Origin of the sequence: Aneurinibacillus thermoaerophilus (assembly GCF_900099925.1) — a bacterium.
GTDB classification, from domain to species: Bacteria; Bacillota; Bacilli; order Aneurinibacillales; family Aneurinibacillaceae; genus Aneurinibacillus; species Aneurinibacillus thermoaerophilus.
This window is the reverse complement of sequence record NZ_FNDE01000022.1, coordinates 18,913-32,992: the sequence shown is the minus strand read 5'-3', so window position 1 is coordinate 32,992 and position 14,080 is coordinate 18,913. Positions and strand designations below refer to the sequence as shown.

Genomic DNA, 14,080 nt, shown 5'->3' with positions numbered 1-14,080 from the left:
GGTAAAATCAACTCATACAGTGGGAGATGTTAACAACATGGAAGCACATGAAACAACCTACTATGATGCTGTTATTGTAGGCGGTGGATTGGCCGGCTTATCGGCCGCAGCTTATTTGTCCAAGAAGGGAAAGAAAGTTGTTGTATTAGAACGCGGTAACCTTGGTGGAAGGGCCGTCACGCTAAAAATTAAAGGCTTCGCGTTTAACTTTGGTGCACATGCGATTTATGGCCGCGATACTTCCGTGCTCCGCAAATTTGAGAAAGAGTTAGCTATTCACATCGACTGGAGAGATTTTCAGCCCAACAAGGCGAAATATGACATCGGTGACAGATTAACGGATGTGCCTGCCAATATTCAAGGTTTGTTCAGCACTTGCGTATTGAACAGCATGGGTAAAATCAAATTCACGTTTGAAATTTTCAAAACGATGCTGCATATGGAGAAAGGACATCCGCACCTCTCCATTGCAAAGTGGATGGAGGAAAAAGAAATTAGTCCTGACGTCAAGGATATGATGTTAACTCTTGCTTCCTCTAACTTCTTTACCCGGGAACCGGAACGAATTCCGTCCGATGTATTCTTTAATTATTATCAGCGCCTGTTTACAACCAACAAGCCAGTTGCATACATTGGCGGCGGCTGGCAAGCGCTTATTAATGAGTTTGTTCGCGTTATCGAAGAAAATGGTGGTACCATTATTACGAAGGCAAAGGCGGAAGCGGTGGAGGCAGAGAATGATCGCGTGATAGCTGTACAGACAACACAAGGGATGTTCAGAGGCCATGAGTTCCTGTTTTGCATTCCGCCGAAAGAGCTGGAGAAAATTGTAGTAGGTACAAAAATCGAACATTTTATTAAGCAATACTCAAGCTATGAGCCGAGTTATGTATATGTGTACGATGTCGGTTTAGCAAAGCGGATCGATGTGCCATACACGTACATTTACGATAAGAAGAATAAAATGTTTATCACCGACATTTCACACTATGACGAAACATGTGTGCCGGAAGGCGGCCAATTACTACAGGCTATTGCATACCTAACAGAAGAAGATCTGAAAGATAAAGAAAAAATTCAGGAATATCACGAAAAAATCGAAGCGCTTTATGATAAACACTTCGCCGGCTGGCGTGAACAGCTGGTGGTGCCACGCGTATCCAAGCGCGCCGCTGCGCAGGAGATTAAGTGGACGATGACCCAGAAACCGATGCCGCTTTATTTGCCGGATTACCGAAATGTATTCTTTGCGGGCGATTGGTGCGAAGGCAAAGGGCAATTGTCAGAACTGTCGTTTCACAGTGCGTATGAATCGAGCAAACTCATCTTGCAAAAATATTCTTACGTATGAAAAAACGAAAAAGCGTAATGGGGTAGGTTTATAACTGGGTAAAAAGGGGAAGAATAAAAAGTAGTTATAGGAATAAGTGTCTCCCTATATTCTCCCCCTTTTTCTTTGCCGCCTTATTTAGGCGGCTTTTTTTCTTTGTTAGAAAAAACTTATAAAAGACTAAATTTATAGACAAAAAATCCGATAACTTAATTCCTAGATAAAAATAAAATTATGAAACGAATTTACCAAATAGAAGATAGGGGAGAGTGTGATGAAAAAAGTGCGAAAAACAATTAAAAACAAATTAATCTATGCTTTTGCCGTCCTTTTGCTTCTTCCAACGCTTGTCCTTGGCATAACCGCTTATAAGACAGCAGAACGGAAAGTAAATGAACAAATTGTACGCAGTGCAAAAGAAAATATAGAATTAATGGATAAATTTATTACCCGAACGATAGAGCCTGCGATAAAGGAGGCTGAGTATCTGGCCGCCACGCTTGAGAGAACATCTGGAGAAAACCAAGCGCAAATGTTGCAGAATATTAACACATTTCAGTCGCTCCATCCTGAGATGTTGCACACGTTTGTAGGCTTAAAAAACGGACAAATGCTAGTTACACCTTTTGATCTTCCAGATGGATATGATCCCCGCACCAGCATTTGGTATAAGCAAGCAATGAACAGTCCCGGGAAAGTGTTTATTACAGAACCGTATGTAGATACAGGAACAAAGGATATCGTCGTCACTATTTCTGTTGCATTGCAACAGGGAGGAGGTGTAGTGGGTCTAGATGTAAATTTGAAAGCGTTATCTGACAATATTAAACAGATTAAAATTGGTAGAGAGGGTTACGCATTTATTCTGGATCAGGCGAAAAAAGTTGTTTCTCATCCGGTACACAAAGCGGGTGAAAAGGCTGACTTTGCTGGGGTTGAACCTATTTTTGCTTCACATTCCGGGGATTTTGAATACGAGGTGGAAGGTCAGGAAAGCCATGTCTTTTTTACGACGAATCAATTAACAGGTTGGAAACTTGCCGGTGTGATAAGTGTGGATGAAGCGAAGAGTGAAGCGAGCCCAATTTTCGTTGTTATGCTTATTGTGTTGATTGCTGCACTACTATACGGAATTTTACGAAGCTACTTTGTTATTCGTTCTATTATGGTACCGCTGAGAAGTATAAAAGAAATCGCTCATCGGATTAGCGAAGGGGATTTGCGTGAACGGATTCAGGTACATACAAACGATGAATTCGGCGAATTAGGCGAAAGCTTCAATTATATGGCGGATTCGTTGTCCGCAATGATCCGCGAAGCGCACGAGAAATCAGAACAGCTCGCCGCTTCATCCCAACAACTAAACGCAAGCGCTGATCAGACAAATCAGGCGACCGAACAAATTACTTCGGTGATGCAAGAAGTAGCCGCCGGCTCAGAACGTCAGGTGGAAGGGATAGAGAAAACTGCACGAACGATTAACGAAATGTCTGTGAATGCCCGGGAAATGGCTTCTCGTGTGCAAGCGGTAAATGCTGTGGCGCTTCAGGCAAACGATATGTCAATAAAAGGAAATCAGGTGATTCAGCAGGTAGTGGGCCAGATGCAGTCCATCGATGCGACAGTACGGGGCTTAGCCGGAATGGTGCAGGGACTTAGTCAGCGTTCACAAGAAATTGGGAAAATTATAGAAGTGATTACAACGCTTTCAAACCAAACGAATTTGCTTGCGTTGAATGCCGCCATTGAAGCGGCGCGTGCTGGTGAGCATGGCCGCGGATTTGCGGTGGTAGCTGATGAAGTGCGTAAATTGGCTGAGCAGTCCACGGAATCAGCCGGCAAAATTGCATCCCTTATTCATTCCATCCAACAGGAAACAGCAGCTGCTGTCCAATCGATGACCACCGGCACTCAAGAAGTAGAACATGGAATGCGGGTTGTAGATGAAGCTGGCCAATTATTTGCGCAAATCCAGAAGTCTGTTGCGGAATCGGCCACCGAATTTCAGAAAGTACTGGCGGCGGTGGAAGAAGTGGCGAACGGCACCAAAGAGGTTGCGGCTACGGTAGAAATGATGTCACGCATTATTGACGCAAACTCTGGTGACATTCAGACCGTGTTCGCGGCAACAGAAGAACAGCTGGCGTTTATGCAGGAGATTTCTGCTTCTTCTACTTCATTGGCGAAAATGGCGGATGAATTGCATGGACTGGTTCGCAAATTTATTTTGTAGCCGTTTTTTACGCCGTCAGTCATATGATTGACGGCTTTTTCCTACTATAATGATAAGTAGAAAACAGGCAGGGAGGAATGGACAACTATGGCGCAGAACAAGGCGGAGATGACGAACAAGTTTCGCACGTATGTGCGAAAGATGGCTGACTATAAAGAAGCGGTCGCAGTATTGAGTTGGGATGTAATGACGTGCGCTCCTGTGCGCGGTAAAGAACAACGGGCGGAAGTTATCGGGATGCTGTCCACAGAGCTTTTTAAACTTGGCATTGCTCCGGAAATGGGCGAGATGCTGGATAACCTTTCCGATACAGATACGTATGAAGCATTGGACCCGGTAACACAGGCAATGGTGCGAGAGCTAAAAAAGGAATACGACAAAAATAAAAGCATTCCGGCGGATTTGTTTCAAGCGTATACGGTGCTGACGGCGAAGGCGCAGGCTATCTGGGAAGAAGCAAAGCGAAACAACGATTTTGTGGCGTTTCAGCCGTATCTGGAGCAGATCATTGATCATCTAAACCAATTCATTGATATTTGGGGATATGAAGGTCATCGGTACAATACGCTTCTGGATCGTTATGAACCGGGAGTTACAGTTGAAATGATCGATCCGTTGTTTGCTGATTTGCGAAAAAAATCGGTGGAATTGTTGGAAAGAATTCAGGCGAACGGCAAGCCTTCGGATACTTCCTTCTTGCGGAAGCATTACCCGGCCCAGGCTCAGCGTGAGTTCAGCAAGTTTGTATTGCAAAAAATCGGTTACGATTTTACTGCTGGACGGCTCGATGAAAGCGCCCATCCATTCTCGACCGGACTTAATCTTGGGGATGTGCGGATCACGACGAAGATCTACGAGCATGACTTGCAAATGGCGTTGTATAGTTCTATCCACGAGGTCGGACATGCGATATACGAGCAGAACATTGCGCCTGAATTGGCCGGGACATTGCTTTGGGAAGGTGCATCCATGGGTATCCATGAATCGCAATCCCGTTTTTGGGAAAATATAATAGGGCGCAGCGAAGCGTTTTGGAGTTGCTTTTATTCGGAAGCGGCCGCCATGTTCCCGGGGCCATTCGCCGGCGTTTCTGTGAATGCGGTATACCGAGCGGTCAATCAGGTACAACCGTCGCTTATACGGATTGAAGCCGACGAGTTGACATACAATTTACATATTATGCTGCGTTATGAACTGGAGAAGGCGCTGATTACCGGTGATTTACGGGTGGCTGACTTGCCTGGAGCATGGGCGGAAAAAATGAGCGACTACCTAGGCATTACGCCTCCTAATGACGCACAAGGCGTGCTACAGGATGTACACTGGTCAGGGGGAGATTTCGGATATTTTCCTACCTATTCACTGGGCAATATTTACGCGGCACAATTGGAAGCAGCGCTTTCCCGGGATATTCCAGATTACAGGGAAGCAGTGCGCCAGGGTGAGTTTGGCATCATTACGCGCTGGATGAAGGAGAAAGTGCACCGCCACGGTAAAATGTTGCTTCCGGCAAAAATAATCAGAGAAGCGACCGGCGAAGGAATCAATGCCACTTATTTAATCGCTTATTTGGAGAAAAAGTATACAGATGTCTATGAGCTTGCATAATTCAACTTTTTTTCGTTTTGTTACATTATGATATAAATAAATTTGGGGCAAAGGATGAAGAAAGAATATGGATAAAGTTCTTTTTCTTAAAAGCTTTCTGCGCTCCCCTCTCCAAGTGGCCAGCATTATTCCGAGTTCCCCGTTCCTCGTGAAACATATTACGAGCTATATTAATGAAAGGAAGCCGCGGATCGTTGCAGAACTAGGCGCGGGTACAGGGGTGCTGACAAAGGCGCTGGATGGAAAATGTCCGTCCATTGAATCGCTGCTCGTATTTGAAAACGAGGAAAACCTGAATCGGCATTTACAGGAGCAATTTCCACATCTGCGGATATACACGGATGCCTTTAATCTTCCTGAAGTAATGCAGGAACGAAACATAGAGCACCTTGATTGTATTGTATCGGCCTTGCCTGTTTCTTGGTTTTCGGCTCAACAAATCGAACAGTTGCTGGATATGGTTCACAGCCATCTAAAGCCAGGCGGCGATTTCATCATGTTCCAGTTTTCGTTGCAGATGCGAAAGCATTTAAAACGAAAGTTTAATCATATTTCCATTCAATATGTACCATTAAATTTTCTCCCAGCCTTTGTATATTTCTGCCACAAACAGTAAAAAATCTGCCCTGCGTTTACTGGCAGGGCAGATTTTTTTCGGAGTTTGGCTAGGGCGTATTACTTTTGATAATGACTCGGGTTCCGATTGGAATGTTGCTGTACAGCCATTCGACATCCTTATTTTGCATGCGGATGCAGCCTTGACTGACATGATGGCCGATGCTAGCAGGATTATTCGTCCCATGAATCCCGTATTTATACCCGCCGGTGTTTTGTATGTTGAGCCCGAGCCATCTTGTACCCAACGGGTTTTGTGGACTGCCGCCAGGCACGTTCTTTGGCAGATACCACGGGTTTTCTACTTTTGTCACGATTTTGAATTCGCCTTCAGGTGTTAAATTTTTGTTTTTGCCCGTCGCGACTGAAAACACATACACTGGTACATCGTTCAGAAAAATGGTCAGGCGGTTGGTTGTTTTGTTAATTTCGATATGCACTTCATCTTCTAAGGCAGAAGCAGGACAGATAAGGATTGTGTAAAATAATAGGGAAAAGAGGAACCATAGTGGAAAATATTTGCGCATCGTCACTTCCTCCTTTTCCCTTTATTTTTTCTTTTTCTTTTTGTTTTTGTATTCTTCCTTCTCCCAGCGTTTTAGCATTGGATATGGATCGTAAGAATATTCGGTTTTGCCATTATCCCGGTAGACACCGTAATGCAAATGCGGCGGGAACTTGCCGGATGTACCGGGCTTGCCGTATCCTGAACTGCCGACATAACCGATAACGTCTCCCGGTTTGACCACATCACCTACTTTGAATTTTTTGTTAAAGCCATTGAGATGGGCGTAATAATGGTAAAGGGCGTCCACATCCCTTATTCCTATGCGCCAGCCTCCGTATGGATTCCAGCCCATTGTTTCGATAATACCGTGCTTGGTAGCGCGTACGGGGGTACCGTACCCAGCGAAAATATCGGTTCCTTCGTGGATGCGCCGTCCGCCCCAACCGCGCGGATCACCCCAGGTGCTACGGTAGCTGTAATTATAATGAAGCGGCACTGGAAAAGCGCTGCCGGTCAGATGCAGTGTGTTGTAGTACTGGTAGATAGTGGCGAGATTGGAAATGATCTCGACGTTTTTGTCGCGTGTGTAATATTGCCAAAGTGCGATGCGAATATCATCCTCTGTGAAGCCGAACTCCGTTAGGTAACTGGCCATGGTATATGCGACATCAAGATCATTGTTTCGGTCTGCTTTGCCATCTCCGTCTCCGTCTTTGCCAAGACCGCCGAAAAATGAGATGGTCGACGGAGATGTATCCTCCGGATTTGGATTCAGAAAACCGCTCCAGATTTCAGGAGAAAAAACGATGCCGAGTTTACGCTGCTTTGCTTCAGGTGAGACATTTTTTCCCTTCTTTTTCACATGTTTGTGAATACTGCGCTCATATTGGTCGACGGCGGCCAGATAATACCAAGGCACGCCGGTGATGGCTTGCATATGCTCAAACAGCAGTTGCCTTTCACGTGCTTCTGCCTCCGCAGAACCGTGAGAAGCAGCCCATACGGGGGCAGGAATAAGGCAAAGGATGCAGACGATAATAAGTAGAAATGCTCTTTTACACCACATATGGCCCTCCCGTGATAACGTGTTTATATCTTGGCCTTAGTGTGTGCAAAGGCACTGATTTTATAACGGGAGGAACGGGAAGAATATGACAATAAAACCCATTGGAAGCAGGTTTGGATTGCTTTAGTGCTTGGGCTTTTTTACAATAGGGAAGAGGAACTTGATAAGAGAATGGAGATGAGCGCTTCATGTCAGAACGAAAGCCAGAATGGCTAAAAATTAAACTAAATACGGGTGAAAACTTCAAAGAGCTCAAACGAATGATGCGCGGCAAAACGTTGCATACAGTTTGTGAAGAAGCGCGCTGTCCGAATATATATGAATGTTGGGCCAATCGGACCGCAACGTTTATGATCCTTGGTGATTTGTGTACTCGTGCTTGTCGGTTTTGCGCCGTAAAAACGGGGCTTCCGACGGAGCTTGATTTGGCTGAGCCGGAACGCGTGGCGGAAGCGACAGAACAGATGGGGTTGAGACATGTGGTCGTCACGTCTGTAGCCCGCGATGACTTGAAAGATGGCGGAGCGTCTATTTTTGCTGAGACGATTAAAGCGATCCGAAAACGTATGCCACTCTGCAGTGTGGAAGTGTTGATTCCAGACTTTCTTGGCAATTGGGATGCATTGAAAGTTGTTATGGATGCCAGACCGGATATTTTAAACCATAATATTGAAACGGTAGAACGTCTATCAGATCGTGTTCGCTCGAAAGCGAAATATAACCGCACGCTGGAACTTCTGGCTAAGGCAAAAGAGTTCCAACCGGATATTCCAACAAAGTCAAGCATTATGATCGGTGTTGGGGAAACAATGGAGGAAATTCTGAAAACGATGGACGATTTGCGACGTGTGGATGTAGATATATTGACTATCGGACAATATCTTCAGCCGACGCCGAAACATCTGCCAGTGAAGAAGTTTTATCATCCGGACGAGTTTGCACAGTTAAAAGACGAAGGAATGAAGCGAGGTTTCAAGCATGTAGAGTCCGGCCCATTGGTACGCAGTTCATACCATGCGCACGAACAGGTAGAGTCGGCTGCTAAAGCATTGTGAATCGGAAGCAATGTAACAAGCCCTGCCGCAGGATGCGGAAGGGCTTATGTTGCGTTATTTCTTCATATGATGCGTACGCATTGGTTTTCCAGATTTGCTGCTGCTGGATTTATTGCTTTCGGTATTTGTGGAGAGGTTATGCATGGAATTGGCTTTATGACCAATCATTTGTTCGAACTCCTGATCGGTTTTTGTGCCCATTTGCATCGCGTTTTTGTATACTTTGTCGATGGTGTTTTGATCGTTCGTTGTGTACACTTTATAATAACGTGGAGATACGTTTTCGCAACCTTTTTGTACTTTTTCCAGTATTGTTTGCGCAGCAGATGGACTTAGACCGGATGTATCGCAGCCCACAAAAATTTGGTTATCAGTCGTAAGCACAGTCGCTCGCTTTACACCGGGTATTTGTTTGGCGACCTTGGCGACGGCGGAAGCCAGCATTTGGCGGTCAACGTATACGTTTGGTGTAGCTGTATCATAGTTAGCTTGTATACCCTGATACAAGGTATTACCGTTTGGTGCGTTGTAATTTTGCACGCCCATACCGTTATACGTACGGCCATTACCGGCTTGGTTGTCGCCGAGGTGGACGAAGCCGATGGTCGGCTGGTTGCTACGGGTTCCCACGTTATAGTTTTTCGTGTCTGGTCTGTAAATGGAATACGGATATGCATTGTTACCTACAATGGTATTCGTACCGTATTTACCCGTACTGTATACGCGCTGCCCATTGTTATTAATTCCCATATCATTCAGGCCTTGTGTGCGAAGCATTCTGTCCCTTGAATCGCGCAGTACACCCGGGCGGTAATTTGTTTGATCTTTAATGATACCGTTACGGTACGTATCGTAGCGGCCGTCCCCTACATTGTGGTAACGGTAGATCGTACCGGGCGGGTTGTTAGGGCCAACGCTTAGTGGGCGGTATTGGTTTGTGCGCGTATTATCCGCTGCCGGAGAGCAAGCGGCCAGCGAAACAGCAAGACCTACTACAGAAAGTACGGATAAGATTTTTTTCATTGTACCACCTCCTATCCTGTAGGTTGCCCGCAGGATTGGGGAGTTTTCGTGGGAATTTTGTGTGCAACGCCAAAAATTGTGGTAAAATAGGAGACGCGCGCCACCATGCATATTACTGATGGCCCGAGAGGAGGCAACTGAAGTGATACGGGTCCAGGATCAGGTCTACGAGCTAATTGAGGAAAATAAAAACGGGTTCAACCAGGAAGCGTTCAGAGAACGGTATAGTGACATTTTAAGTAAGTTCGACTATATCGTGGGCGACTGGGGATACGGTCAGCTTCGGTTGAAAGGTTTTTTTGAAGACACAAACCGTAAAGCGCCCTTTGACGCGCGAATTAGCTTTTTCGACGAGTATATTATGGAGTATTGCAATTTTGGATGCGCGTATTTTCTGTTGAAAAAAGTAAAGCAAGCAGATCATCTGCCAGAAGTGGAAGAAATTGATGATCCGGAAGGGGAAGAATCGGCAGAGAGGCTGGAAGGAAAAACGACCAAAGGCAAAGAAGGGAAGCGACGCGAAGCAAGACGTCGTGCGCGCTCTCGCCGCAAACTGAAGGAAGGCAAGGAAAAAATGACAGTACAATAAGAATAAGGAACAAGCGGATCGTCGATGCGGCGCTCCGCTTTTTTGTTAGCCGTTTCTCCGTTGCAAAAAAGGACGGGCGGAAACGCCCGTGAGTTTTTTTATTTGTTTTTACTCGAGCATCGGCTCTTCATTCTCGCCCGGATTATCATGCGTCGGGTGCGCGCCCGGATCTTGGCGCGGAATGCCTTCGTGGAAGGAACGGTTTTCGTATGTGAACGCAGATTCAGCTTTTTCGCCGGTGTCCCAGGATTCTTTACCGAGGAAAGGATGGGAGAACGCGGCGGTGCCATAAGATCCTTCCGGGAATTCCTCCGGGTAATGTGTATGGATCACGCTCGCTTCCGTTTTTAGAGGTTCAAACATTTCTTCTTTTTTCTCAGATAGTGGTTCTTTGGCAGACAAGAAAACCCCCTCCTTCATAAAATAAAGGATAAAGGTAGTATCATGCCAACGTCTCATAATTTATTCTAGGAAAATTAGATGCTTAAACGCAAAAATTCCCGCAGCTCGTTGGCTTCCTCTTCTGTCATATTGAAGGCTTCTTCCAGATAACCTGGCTCGTCCAGATCTTTTTGACCGAGAATGGCCATCCGGTGAGTAAGAATATTTAATACCAGGCTTTTGCCGTAGAAGTTTTTCGTTTTAATAATTGCGATATCGTAGCGCCCTTCTTCCCCGATAAAGCTTACATATCGTGTCGTAGTCTCTTCCTTATGGTCATAAAGAAAAGTCCAATCTCCATGTTGTGACATATTTTTGCCTCCCATCTTAATAAAAACTTTCTTGGATATTATATACATATCTTTTGTTGTTTTGCTATTTGTTTTTTATCATACCCCATATGTGTATCTTTCCTAAGTCATGGTATACTGTAACAAGAGAGCTGAGGAAGCAAGAGGTGACAGGAATGGAAATGGAAAATATCATGCAGGGGGTTGTCATTTTTACCCTGCTTGTCCTTACGTTTGCAATTACGATTATTACCTCAAAGATAAAGAACAAGAAGAAAAAACAATGAGGAGTGGAGCATAAATATGTACCAGGTTAACGTGGAAAAAATCGAGGAGCATTTATCCTATTTGGAACGGGTTCTTGAAAAAGTTATACCTGTGCTCAAGCATGAGGAAAGCGCCGCTGAGGACATGCTGACCAACCTAGCGTTGGAACGTGCGCTTCATGTTGCCTTGGAGACGATAGCTGACGTAGGAAACTATTTGATCGATGGTTTTATCATGCGTGATCCCGGTAGCTATGAAGACATTGTTGACATTCTTGAAGATGAAAAGGTGATTGACAGTGAGATGGCGGCTGCGTTGAAATCGGTGGTTAATATGCGCAAGAAGTTGATTACTCACTATACGACAGTGGATCGTCAAGAGGTGTACACCCTTTTGCGTACCCATTCCCCCCAGCTTCAGCAATTTCCGGCGCGTGTACGCGATTACTTGGCACGTGAATTGTAATAGTTTAATAGCATTATTAGTATAGTTTTTATATTATATTGTATAGAAATTTACTTGTTTCATTAAATCGGGTACAATATAGGGGAGGAAGGTGAAAGAATATGAACAAAGACAAATCCTCTTCTACCCGCAACCAGATTTTGCATATGTTGAAAATTAAAGGATCGATGACAGTAGGGGATATGGCTCAGGAATTGGGCATTACCGAAATGGCCGTGCGCCGTCATTTGAATACGTTGGAACGTGATAACCTGATTGAGTCGCGCCTGCTTCGCCAGGCGATGGGACGTCCGACAAACGTATACTCCCTGTCAGAAGAAGCCGATAACATGTTCCCAAAGAACTATCAGGATTTGGCGCTAGAATTCCTGAATGATATCAAGGAACTTCAGGGTGCGGGAATGGTTGAGGCTTTATTTAAGCTCCGCCAGCAGCGTCAGGAGAATTTGTACCGTGACATCGTACCTTCCGACAGCGATTTTGAGAAGAAGCTGGAAGCATTGGCGAAAATGCAGGATGAAAAAGGATACATGGTGGAATTGAAAAAGGACGAAAAAACAGGAAAATACATCTTTGTCGAATCGAATTGTCCGATTTCATCTGTTGCCAAGGAGTACACATACGCGTGTAATTGCGAAAAAATGTTATTTGAGAATGTGCTAAACGCCGAAGTCAAGCAGGAAGAATGTATAGCGACTGGCGGAGATAATTGTGTGTATATCATTTCCAAAAAAGAAGACAAAGCTGAATCATAATAGAACGACAATACCCTGCTTATTTCTGAAAACAAGAATAAGCAGGGTATTTCACGTCTTCTAGCTCCATTCAATCACCTTTTTATTCATGTTTATGACTAAAACAACGCTCACACTCATAGATGTAAGATTCTGCTTGCTCTTCAATTACTTCACCACATTCACGGCACTGTTTTTGCGGTAAATTTTTGTAAAATTCAAGATCTCTTGTCATTTTTTATCCCTCCATTTATTTTTCTATTCTGAATTTATTCTTGGTTTTATTGTATTATAACAGAACAATCATTGTCAATACGTGTTATATAATTATTTGTGATTTTTTTCTGTAATCATTTGAATATAAGCTGCTCAGTTTGTTAATAGATACGCCTCTTCTTTATTGTGCTTGGTTGATTTTTTGTAGAGAAATGATCCACACCAACCAAAGCAAAAAGATACGAGACAACAAAGCCGCCTTCTGTACCTTTCGATAGAGCGATACAGAAGGCGGCTTGCGTCTCGCTTTTTCATTTAGTTCTGTGTAGCAGCGACTACAACGTTTACTATGTCTTTGATGCTGGTCATTGTTTTGCGTTGGAGTACGAGTTCCTGACCGATAGTAAGCGCCAGTGTTTCTCCTTTGGCGCGCAGCTTTGGATCGGTGATGCTCTCAAGATCGGACACATGTGCAAGTCCAATCACGCGGCGCATCATCTTGCATCCCGCGTAACCCGCTGTATCTTGCAGTATATTTTGCAGGTAGCTATCCTGATAGCCCGGAACTTTTGCGTATGGTTCTTGTGCTTTCTCATTCCAGAGCGCGCGGAATTCGTTTTCAAATACGTTCCAGATCTCCATGATGGTCTCCAGCAGATACGTTTGATAAGATTCACGTTCCTGTAGGTCCGGTGTATGACCCTCATGTGCCGCGTAGTTAAGCAGCAGGTTAGCGATTACCGCGCCGATATCGAAGCCCATTGGGCCGTAGTAGGCGAATTCTGGGTCGATGACCTTGGTATCTTCTTCCGTTACCATAATGCTGCCGGTATGCAAATCGCCGTGCAAGAGAGCTTGTCCGCGCGTCATAAATCCTTCTTTTAATTTCGCAATTTCAAGCTTTAGCTCATTGTTGTTCCAGATGCGTTGCACCACGTTTGCAATCAGCGGATTGTAGGCATTGGAAGGATGATCATGGAACGGATACGTAAATACGAAATTTTCTGTGATATTACACAGTTCGGGGTTAGTGAAAGAAGCCGCTTTTTGCTTTTTTTCAAGCGGTGACATCGCCAGGTCAGAAGTCAGGAACAGCGTACGTGCCAAGAAGGTTCCGATTTGCTTCGGAAAGTTCGGGTACCGCTTTTTTTCCACCAATCCTTTCCGCATGATTTGATAGACAGAAAGGTCTTCCATTACAATCAGGGCGAGTTCGGTATCATGATGGTATACTTTTGGCACGGAACTCGGGCAAAGCTGATCTTCCAAAATAAGCGCTTCGCTTTCGATGCGCGCTCGTTCGAGCGTGAGCGGCCAGGAATCACCGATAACCCGAACATACGGAAGCGCTTGTTTGAAAATAACGCTTTTGCCGGAAGGTCTTTCATCTTTGATGTGAAACACATAGTTTAAGTTGCCGTCGCCGATTTCCCGGCTTACGAGCCTGGCGTCTTCTGGAAATAAATTCGGGATGTTACGCGCGTATTCAACAGCTTCTTGTTCAGTAAGTGTACGATAGCCAGACATGACAAGCAATTCCCCCCTTAATATTTTCTCCTTTACAGCTGTCAATGACTCGCGGCGAAAGTCGCGAGCTAGTAACTGCTCGGAAGTGCAGATGTGAGTAGACATGAATGAAT

At 44.9% G+C, this 14,080-nt stretch carries 15 protein-coding genes; 8 read left to right on the top strand and 7 right to left on the bottom strand.

What is annotated here, in order from left to right; genetic code table 11:
- The first annotated feature begins 37 nt into the window (after positions 1-37).
- The 4 genes from BLR88_RS11695 to BLR88_RS11680 all read left to right on the top strand — a co-directional run bounded on the left by BLR88_RS11695 (position 38) and on the right by BLR88_RS11680 (position 5,787).
- Positions 38-1,351 carry a phytoene desaturase family protein gene (locus BLR88_RS11695; RefSeq protein WP_057897736.1) on the top strand — a complete coding sequence of 438 codons (1,314 nt, stop codon included), beginning with the start codon at positions 38-40 and terminating at the stop codon, positions 1,349-1,351.
- Between the two features lie 253 nt (positions 1,352-1,604).
- Positions 1,605-3,563 (top strand): methyl-accepting chemotaxis protein, encoded by a 1,959-nt coding sequence (locus tag BLR88_RS11690; protein WP_091260739.1) that lies wholly within the window; start codon positions 1,605-1,607, stop codon positions 3,561-3,563.
- An 87-nt stretch (positions 3,564-3,650) separates the two neighbouring features.
- Entirely contained in the window at positions 3,651-5,171 is a 1,521-nt protein-coding gene (locus tag BLR88_RS11685) for a carboxypeptidase M32 (protein WP_057897738.1), read from the top strand.
- A gap of 67 nt (positions 5,172-5,238) precedes the next feature.
- Complete coding sequence (locus BLR88_RS11680; protein ID WP_091260736.1) at positions 5,239-5,787, top strand: class I SAM-dependent methyltransferase; 549 nt, start codon at positions 5,239-5,241, stop codon at positions 5,785-5,787.
- A 49-nt stretch (positions 5,788-5,836) separates the two neighbouring features.
- On the opposite strand, the gene BLR88_RS11675 is transcribed toward BLR88_RS11680, so the two are convergent.
- Positions 5,837-6,313: a L,D-transpeptidase gene (locus BLR88_RS11675; RefSeq protein WP_057897740.1), complete on the bottom strand. Its 477-nt coding sequence runs from the start codon at positions 6,311-6,313 to the stop codon at positions 5,837-5,839.
- Positions 6,314-6,334: 21 nt separating this feature from the next.
- On the bottom strand, positions 6,335-7,360 hold the full coding sequence (locus tag BLR88_RS11670) for a M23 family metallopeptidase (RefSeq protein ID WP_091260734.1): 1,026 nt from the start codon (positions 7,358-7,360) through the stop codon (positions 6,335-6,337).
- A gap of 188 nt (positions 7,361-7,548) precedes the next feature.
- Between BLR88_RS11670 and lipA the strand changes: the two genes are divergently transcribed.
- Positions 7,549-8,415, top strand: a complete 867-nt coding sequence (gene lipA, locus BLR88_RS11665) for a lipoyl synthase (RefSeq protein WP_057897742.1) — start codon at positions 7,549-7,551, stop codon at positions 8,413-8,415.
- A 54-nt stretch (positions 8,416-8,469) separates the two neighbouring features.
- Here lipA and BLR88_RS11660 read toward each other — a convergent pair whose 3' ends face one another.
- The gene (locus tag BLR88_RS11660; RefSeq protein WP_057897743.1) at positions 8,470-9,438 is read right to left on the bottom strand and encodes a YhcN/YlaJ family sporulation lipoprotein; all 969 of its coding nucleotides are present in this window, start codon (positions 9,436-9,438) and stop codon (positions 8,470-8,472) included.
- Between the two features lie 142 nt (positions 9,439-9,580).
- Between BLR88_RS11660 and BLR88_RS11655 the strand changes: the two genes are divergently transcribed.
- Complete coding sequence (locus BLR88_RS11655; RefSeq protein WP_082705874.1) at positions 9,581-10,027, top strand: YutD family protein; 447 nt, start codon at positions 9,581-9,583, stop codon at positions 10,025-10,027.
- 108 nt (positions 10,028-10,135) lie between these two features.
- Here BLR88_RS11655 and BLR88_RS11650 read toward each other — a convergent pair whose 3' ends face one another.
- Complete coding sequence (locus tag BLR88_RS11650; protein ID WP_236781960.1) at positions 10,136-10,429, bottom strand: hypothetical protein; 294 nt, start codon at positions 10,427-10,429, stop codon at positions 10,136-10,138.
- Positions 10,430-10,503: 74 nt separating this feature from the next.
- Complete coding sequence (locus BLR88_RS11645; RefSeq protein WP_057897744.1) at positions 10,504-10,779, bottom strand: DUF3055 domain-containing protein; 276 nt, start codon at positions 10,777-10,779, stop codon at positions 10,504-10,506.
- A 282-nt stretch (positions 10,780-11,061) separates the two neighbouring features.
- On the opposite strand from BLR88_RS11645, the gene hepT reads away from it, so the two are divergent.
- Both hepT and BLR88_RS11635 read left to right on the top strand, forming a co-directional pair.
- The gene (gene hepT, locus BLR88_RS11640) at positions 11,062-11,490 is read left to right on the top strand and encodes a type VII toxin-antitoxin system HepT family RNase toxin (RefSeq protein ID WP_057897745.1); all 429 of its coding nucleotides are present in this window, start codon (positions 11,062-11,064) and stop codon (positions 11,488-11,490) included.
- 101 nt (positions 11,491-11,591) lie between these two features.
- Positions 11,592-12,245 carry a helix-turn-helix transcriptional regulator gene (locus tag BLR88_RS11635; protein WP_057897746.1) on the top strand — a complete coding sequence of 218 codons (654 nt, stop codon included), beginning with the start codon at positions 11,592-11,594 and terminating at the stop codon, positions 12,243-12,245.
- 82 nt (positions 12,246-12,327) lie between these two features.
- On the opposite strand, the gene yhfH is transcribed toward BLR88_RS11635, so the two are convergent.
- Complete coding sequence (gene yhfH, locus BLR88_RS11630; protein WP_082705875.1) at positions 12,328-12,459, bottom strand: protein YhfH; 132 nt, start codon at positions 12,457-12,459, stop codon at positions 12,328-12,330.
- A gap of 296 nt (positions 12,460-12,755) precedes the next feature.
- Complete coding sequence (mtnK, locus tag BLR88_RS11625; protein WP_057897747.1) at positions 12,756-13,967, bottom strand: S-methyl-5-thioribose kinase; 1,212 nt, start codon at positions 13,965-13,967, stop codon at positions 12,756-12,758.
- Positions 13,968-14,080: the final 113 nt, after the last annotated feature.

What these genes read in the sequence shown, in the direction of transcription:
- lipA (WP_057897742.1), top strand. Translation starts at nt 7,549, where the DNA reads ATGTCAGAACGAAAGCCAGAATGGCTAAAAATTAAACTAAATACGGGT.
- BLR88_RS11695 (WP_057897736.1), top strand. Translation starts at nt 38, where the DNA reads ATGGAAGCACATGAAACAACCTACTATGATGCTGTTATTGTAGGCGGT.
- BLR88_RS11685 (WP_057897738.1), top strand. Translation starts at nt 3,651, where the DNA reads ATGGCGCAGAACAAGGCGGAGATGACGAACAAGTTTCGCACGTATGTG.
- mtnK (WP_057897747.1), bottom strand. Translation starts at nt 13,967, where the DNA reads ATGTCTGGCTATCGTACACTTACTGAACAAGAAGCTGTTGAATACGCG.
- hepT (WP_057897745.1), top strand. Translation starts at nt 11,062, where the DNA reads ATGTACCAGGTTAACGTGGAAAAAATCGAGGAGCATTTATCCTATTTG.
- BLR88_RS11675 (WP_057897740.1), bottom strand. Translation starts at nt 6,313, where the DNA reads ATGCGCAAATATTTTCCACTATGGTTCCTCTTTTCCCTATTATTTTAC.
- BLR88_RS11690 (WP_091260739.1), top strand. Translation starts at nt 1,605, where the DNA reads ATGAAAAAAGTGCGAAAAACAATTAAAAACAAATTAATCTATGCTTTT.
- BLR88_RS11635 (WP_057897746.1), top strand. Translation starts at nt 11,592, where the DNA reads ATGAACAAAGACAAATCCTCTTCTACCCGCAACCAGATTTTGCATATG.
- BLR88_RS11645 (WP_057897744.1), bottom strand. Translation starts at nt 10,779, where the DNA reads ATGTCACAACATGGAGATTGGACTTTTCTTTATGACCATAAGGAAGAG.
- BLR88_RS11680 (WP_091260736.1), top strand. Translation starts at nt 5,239, where the DNA reads ATGGATAAAGTTCTTTTTCTTAAAAGCTTTCTGCGCTCCCCTCTCCAA.
- yhfH (WP_082705875.1), bottom strand. Translation starts at nt 12,459, where the DNA reads ATGACAAGAGATCTTGAATTTTACAAAAATTTACCGCAAAAACAGTGC.
- BLR88_RS11670 (WP_091260734.1), bottom strand. Translation starts at nt 7,360, where the DNA reads ATGTGGTGTAAAAGAGCATTTCTACTTATTATCGTCTGCATCCTTTGC.
- BLR88_RS11660 (WP_057897743.1), bottom strand. Translation starts at nt 9,438, where the DNA reads ATGAAAAAAATCTTATCCGTACTTTCTGTAGTAGGTCTTGCTGTTTCG.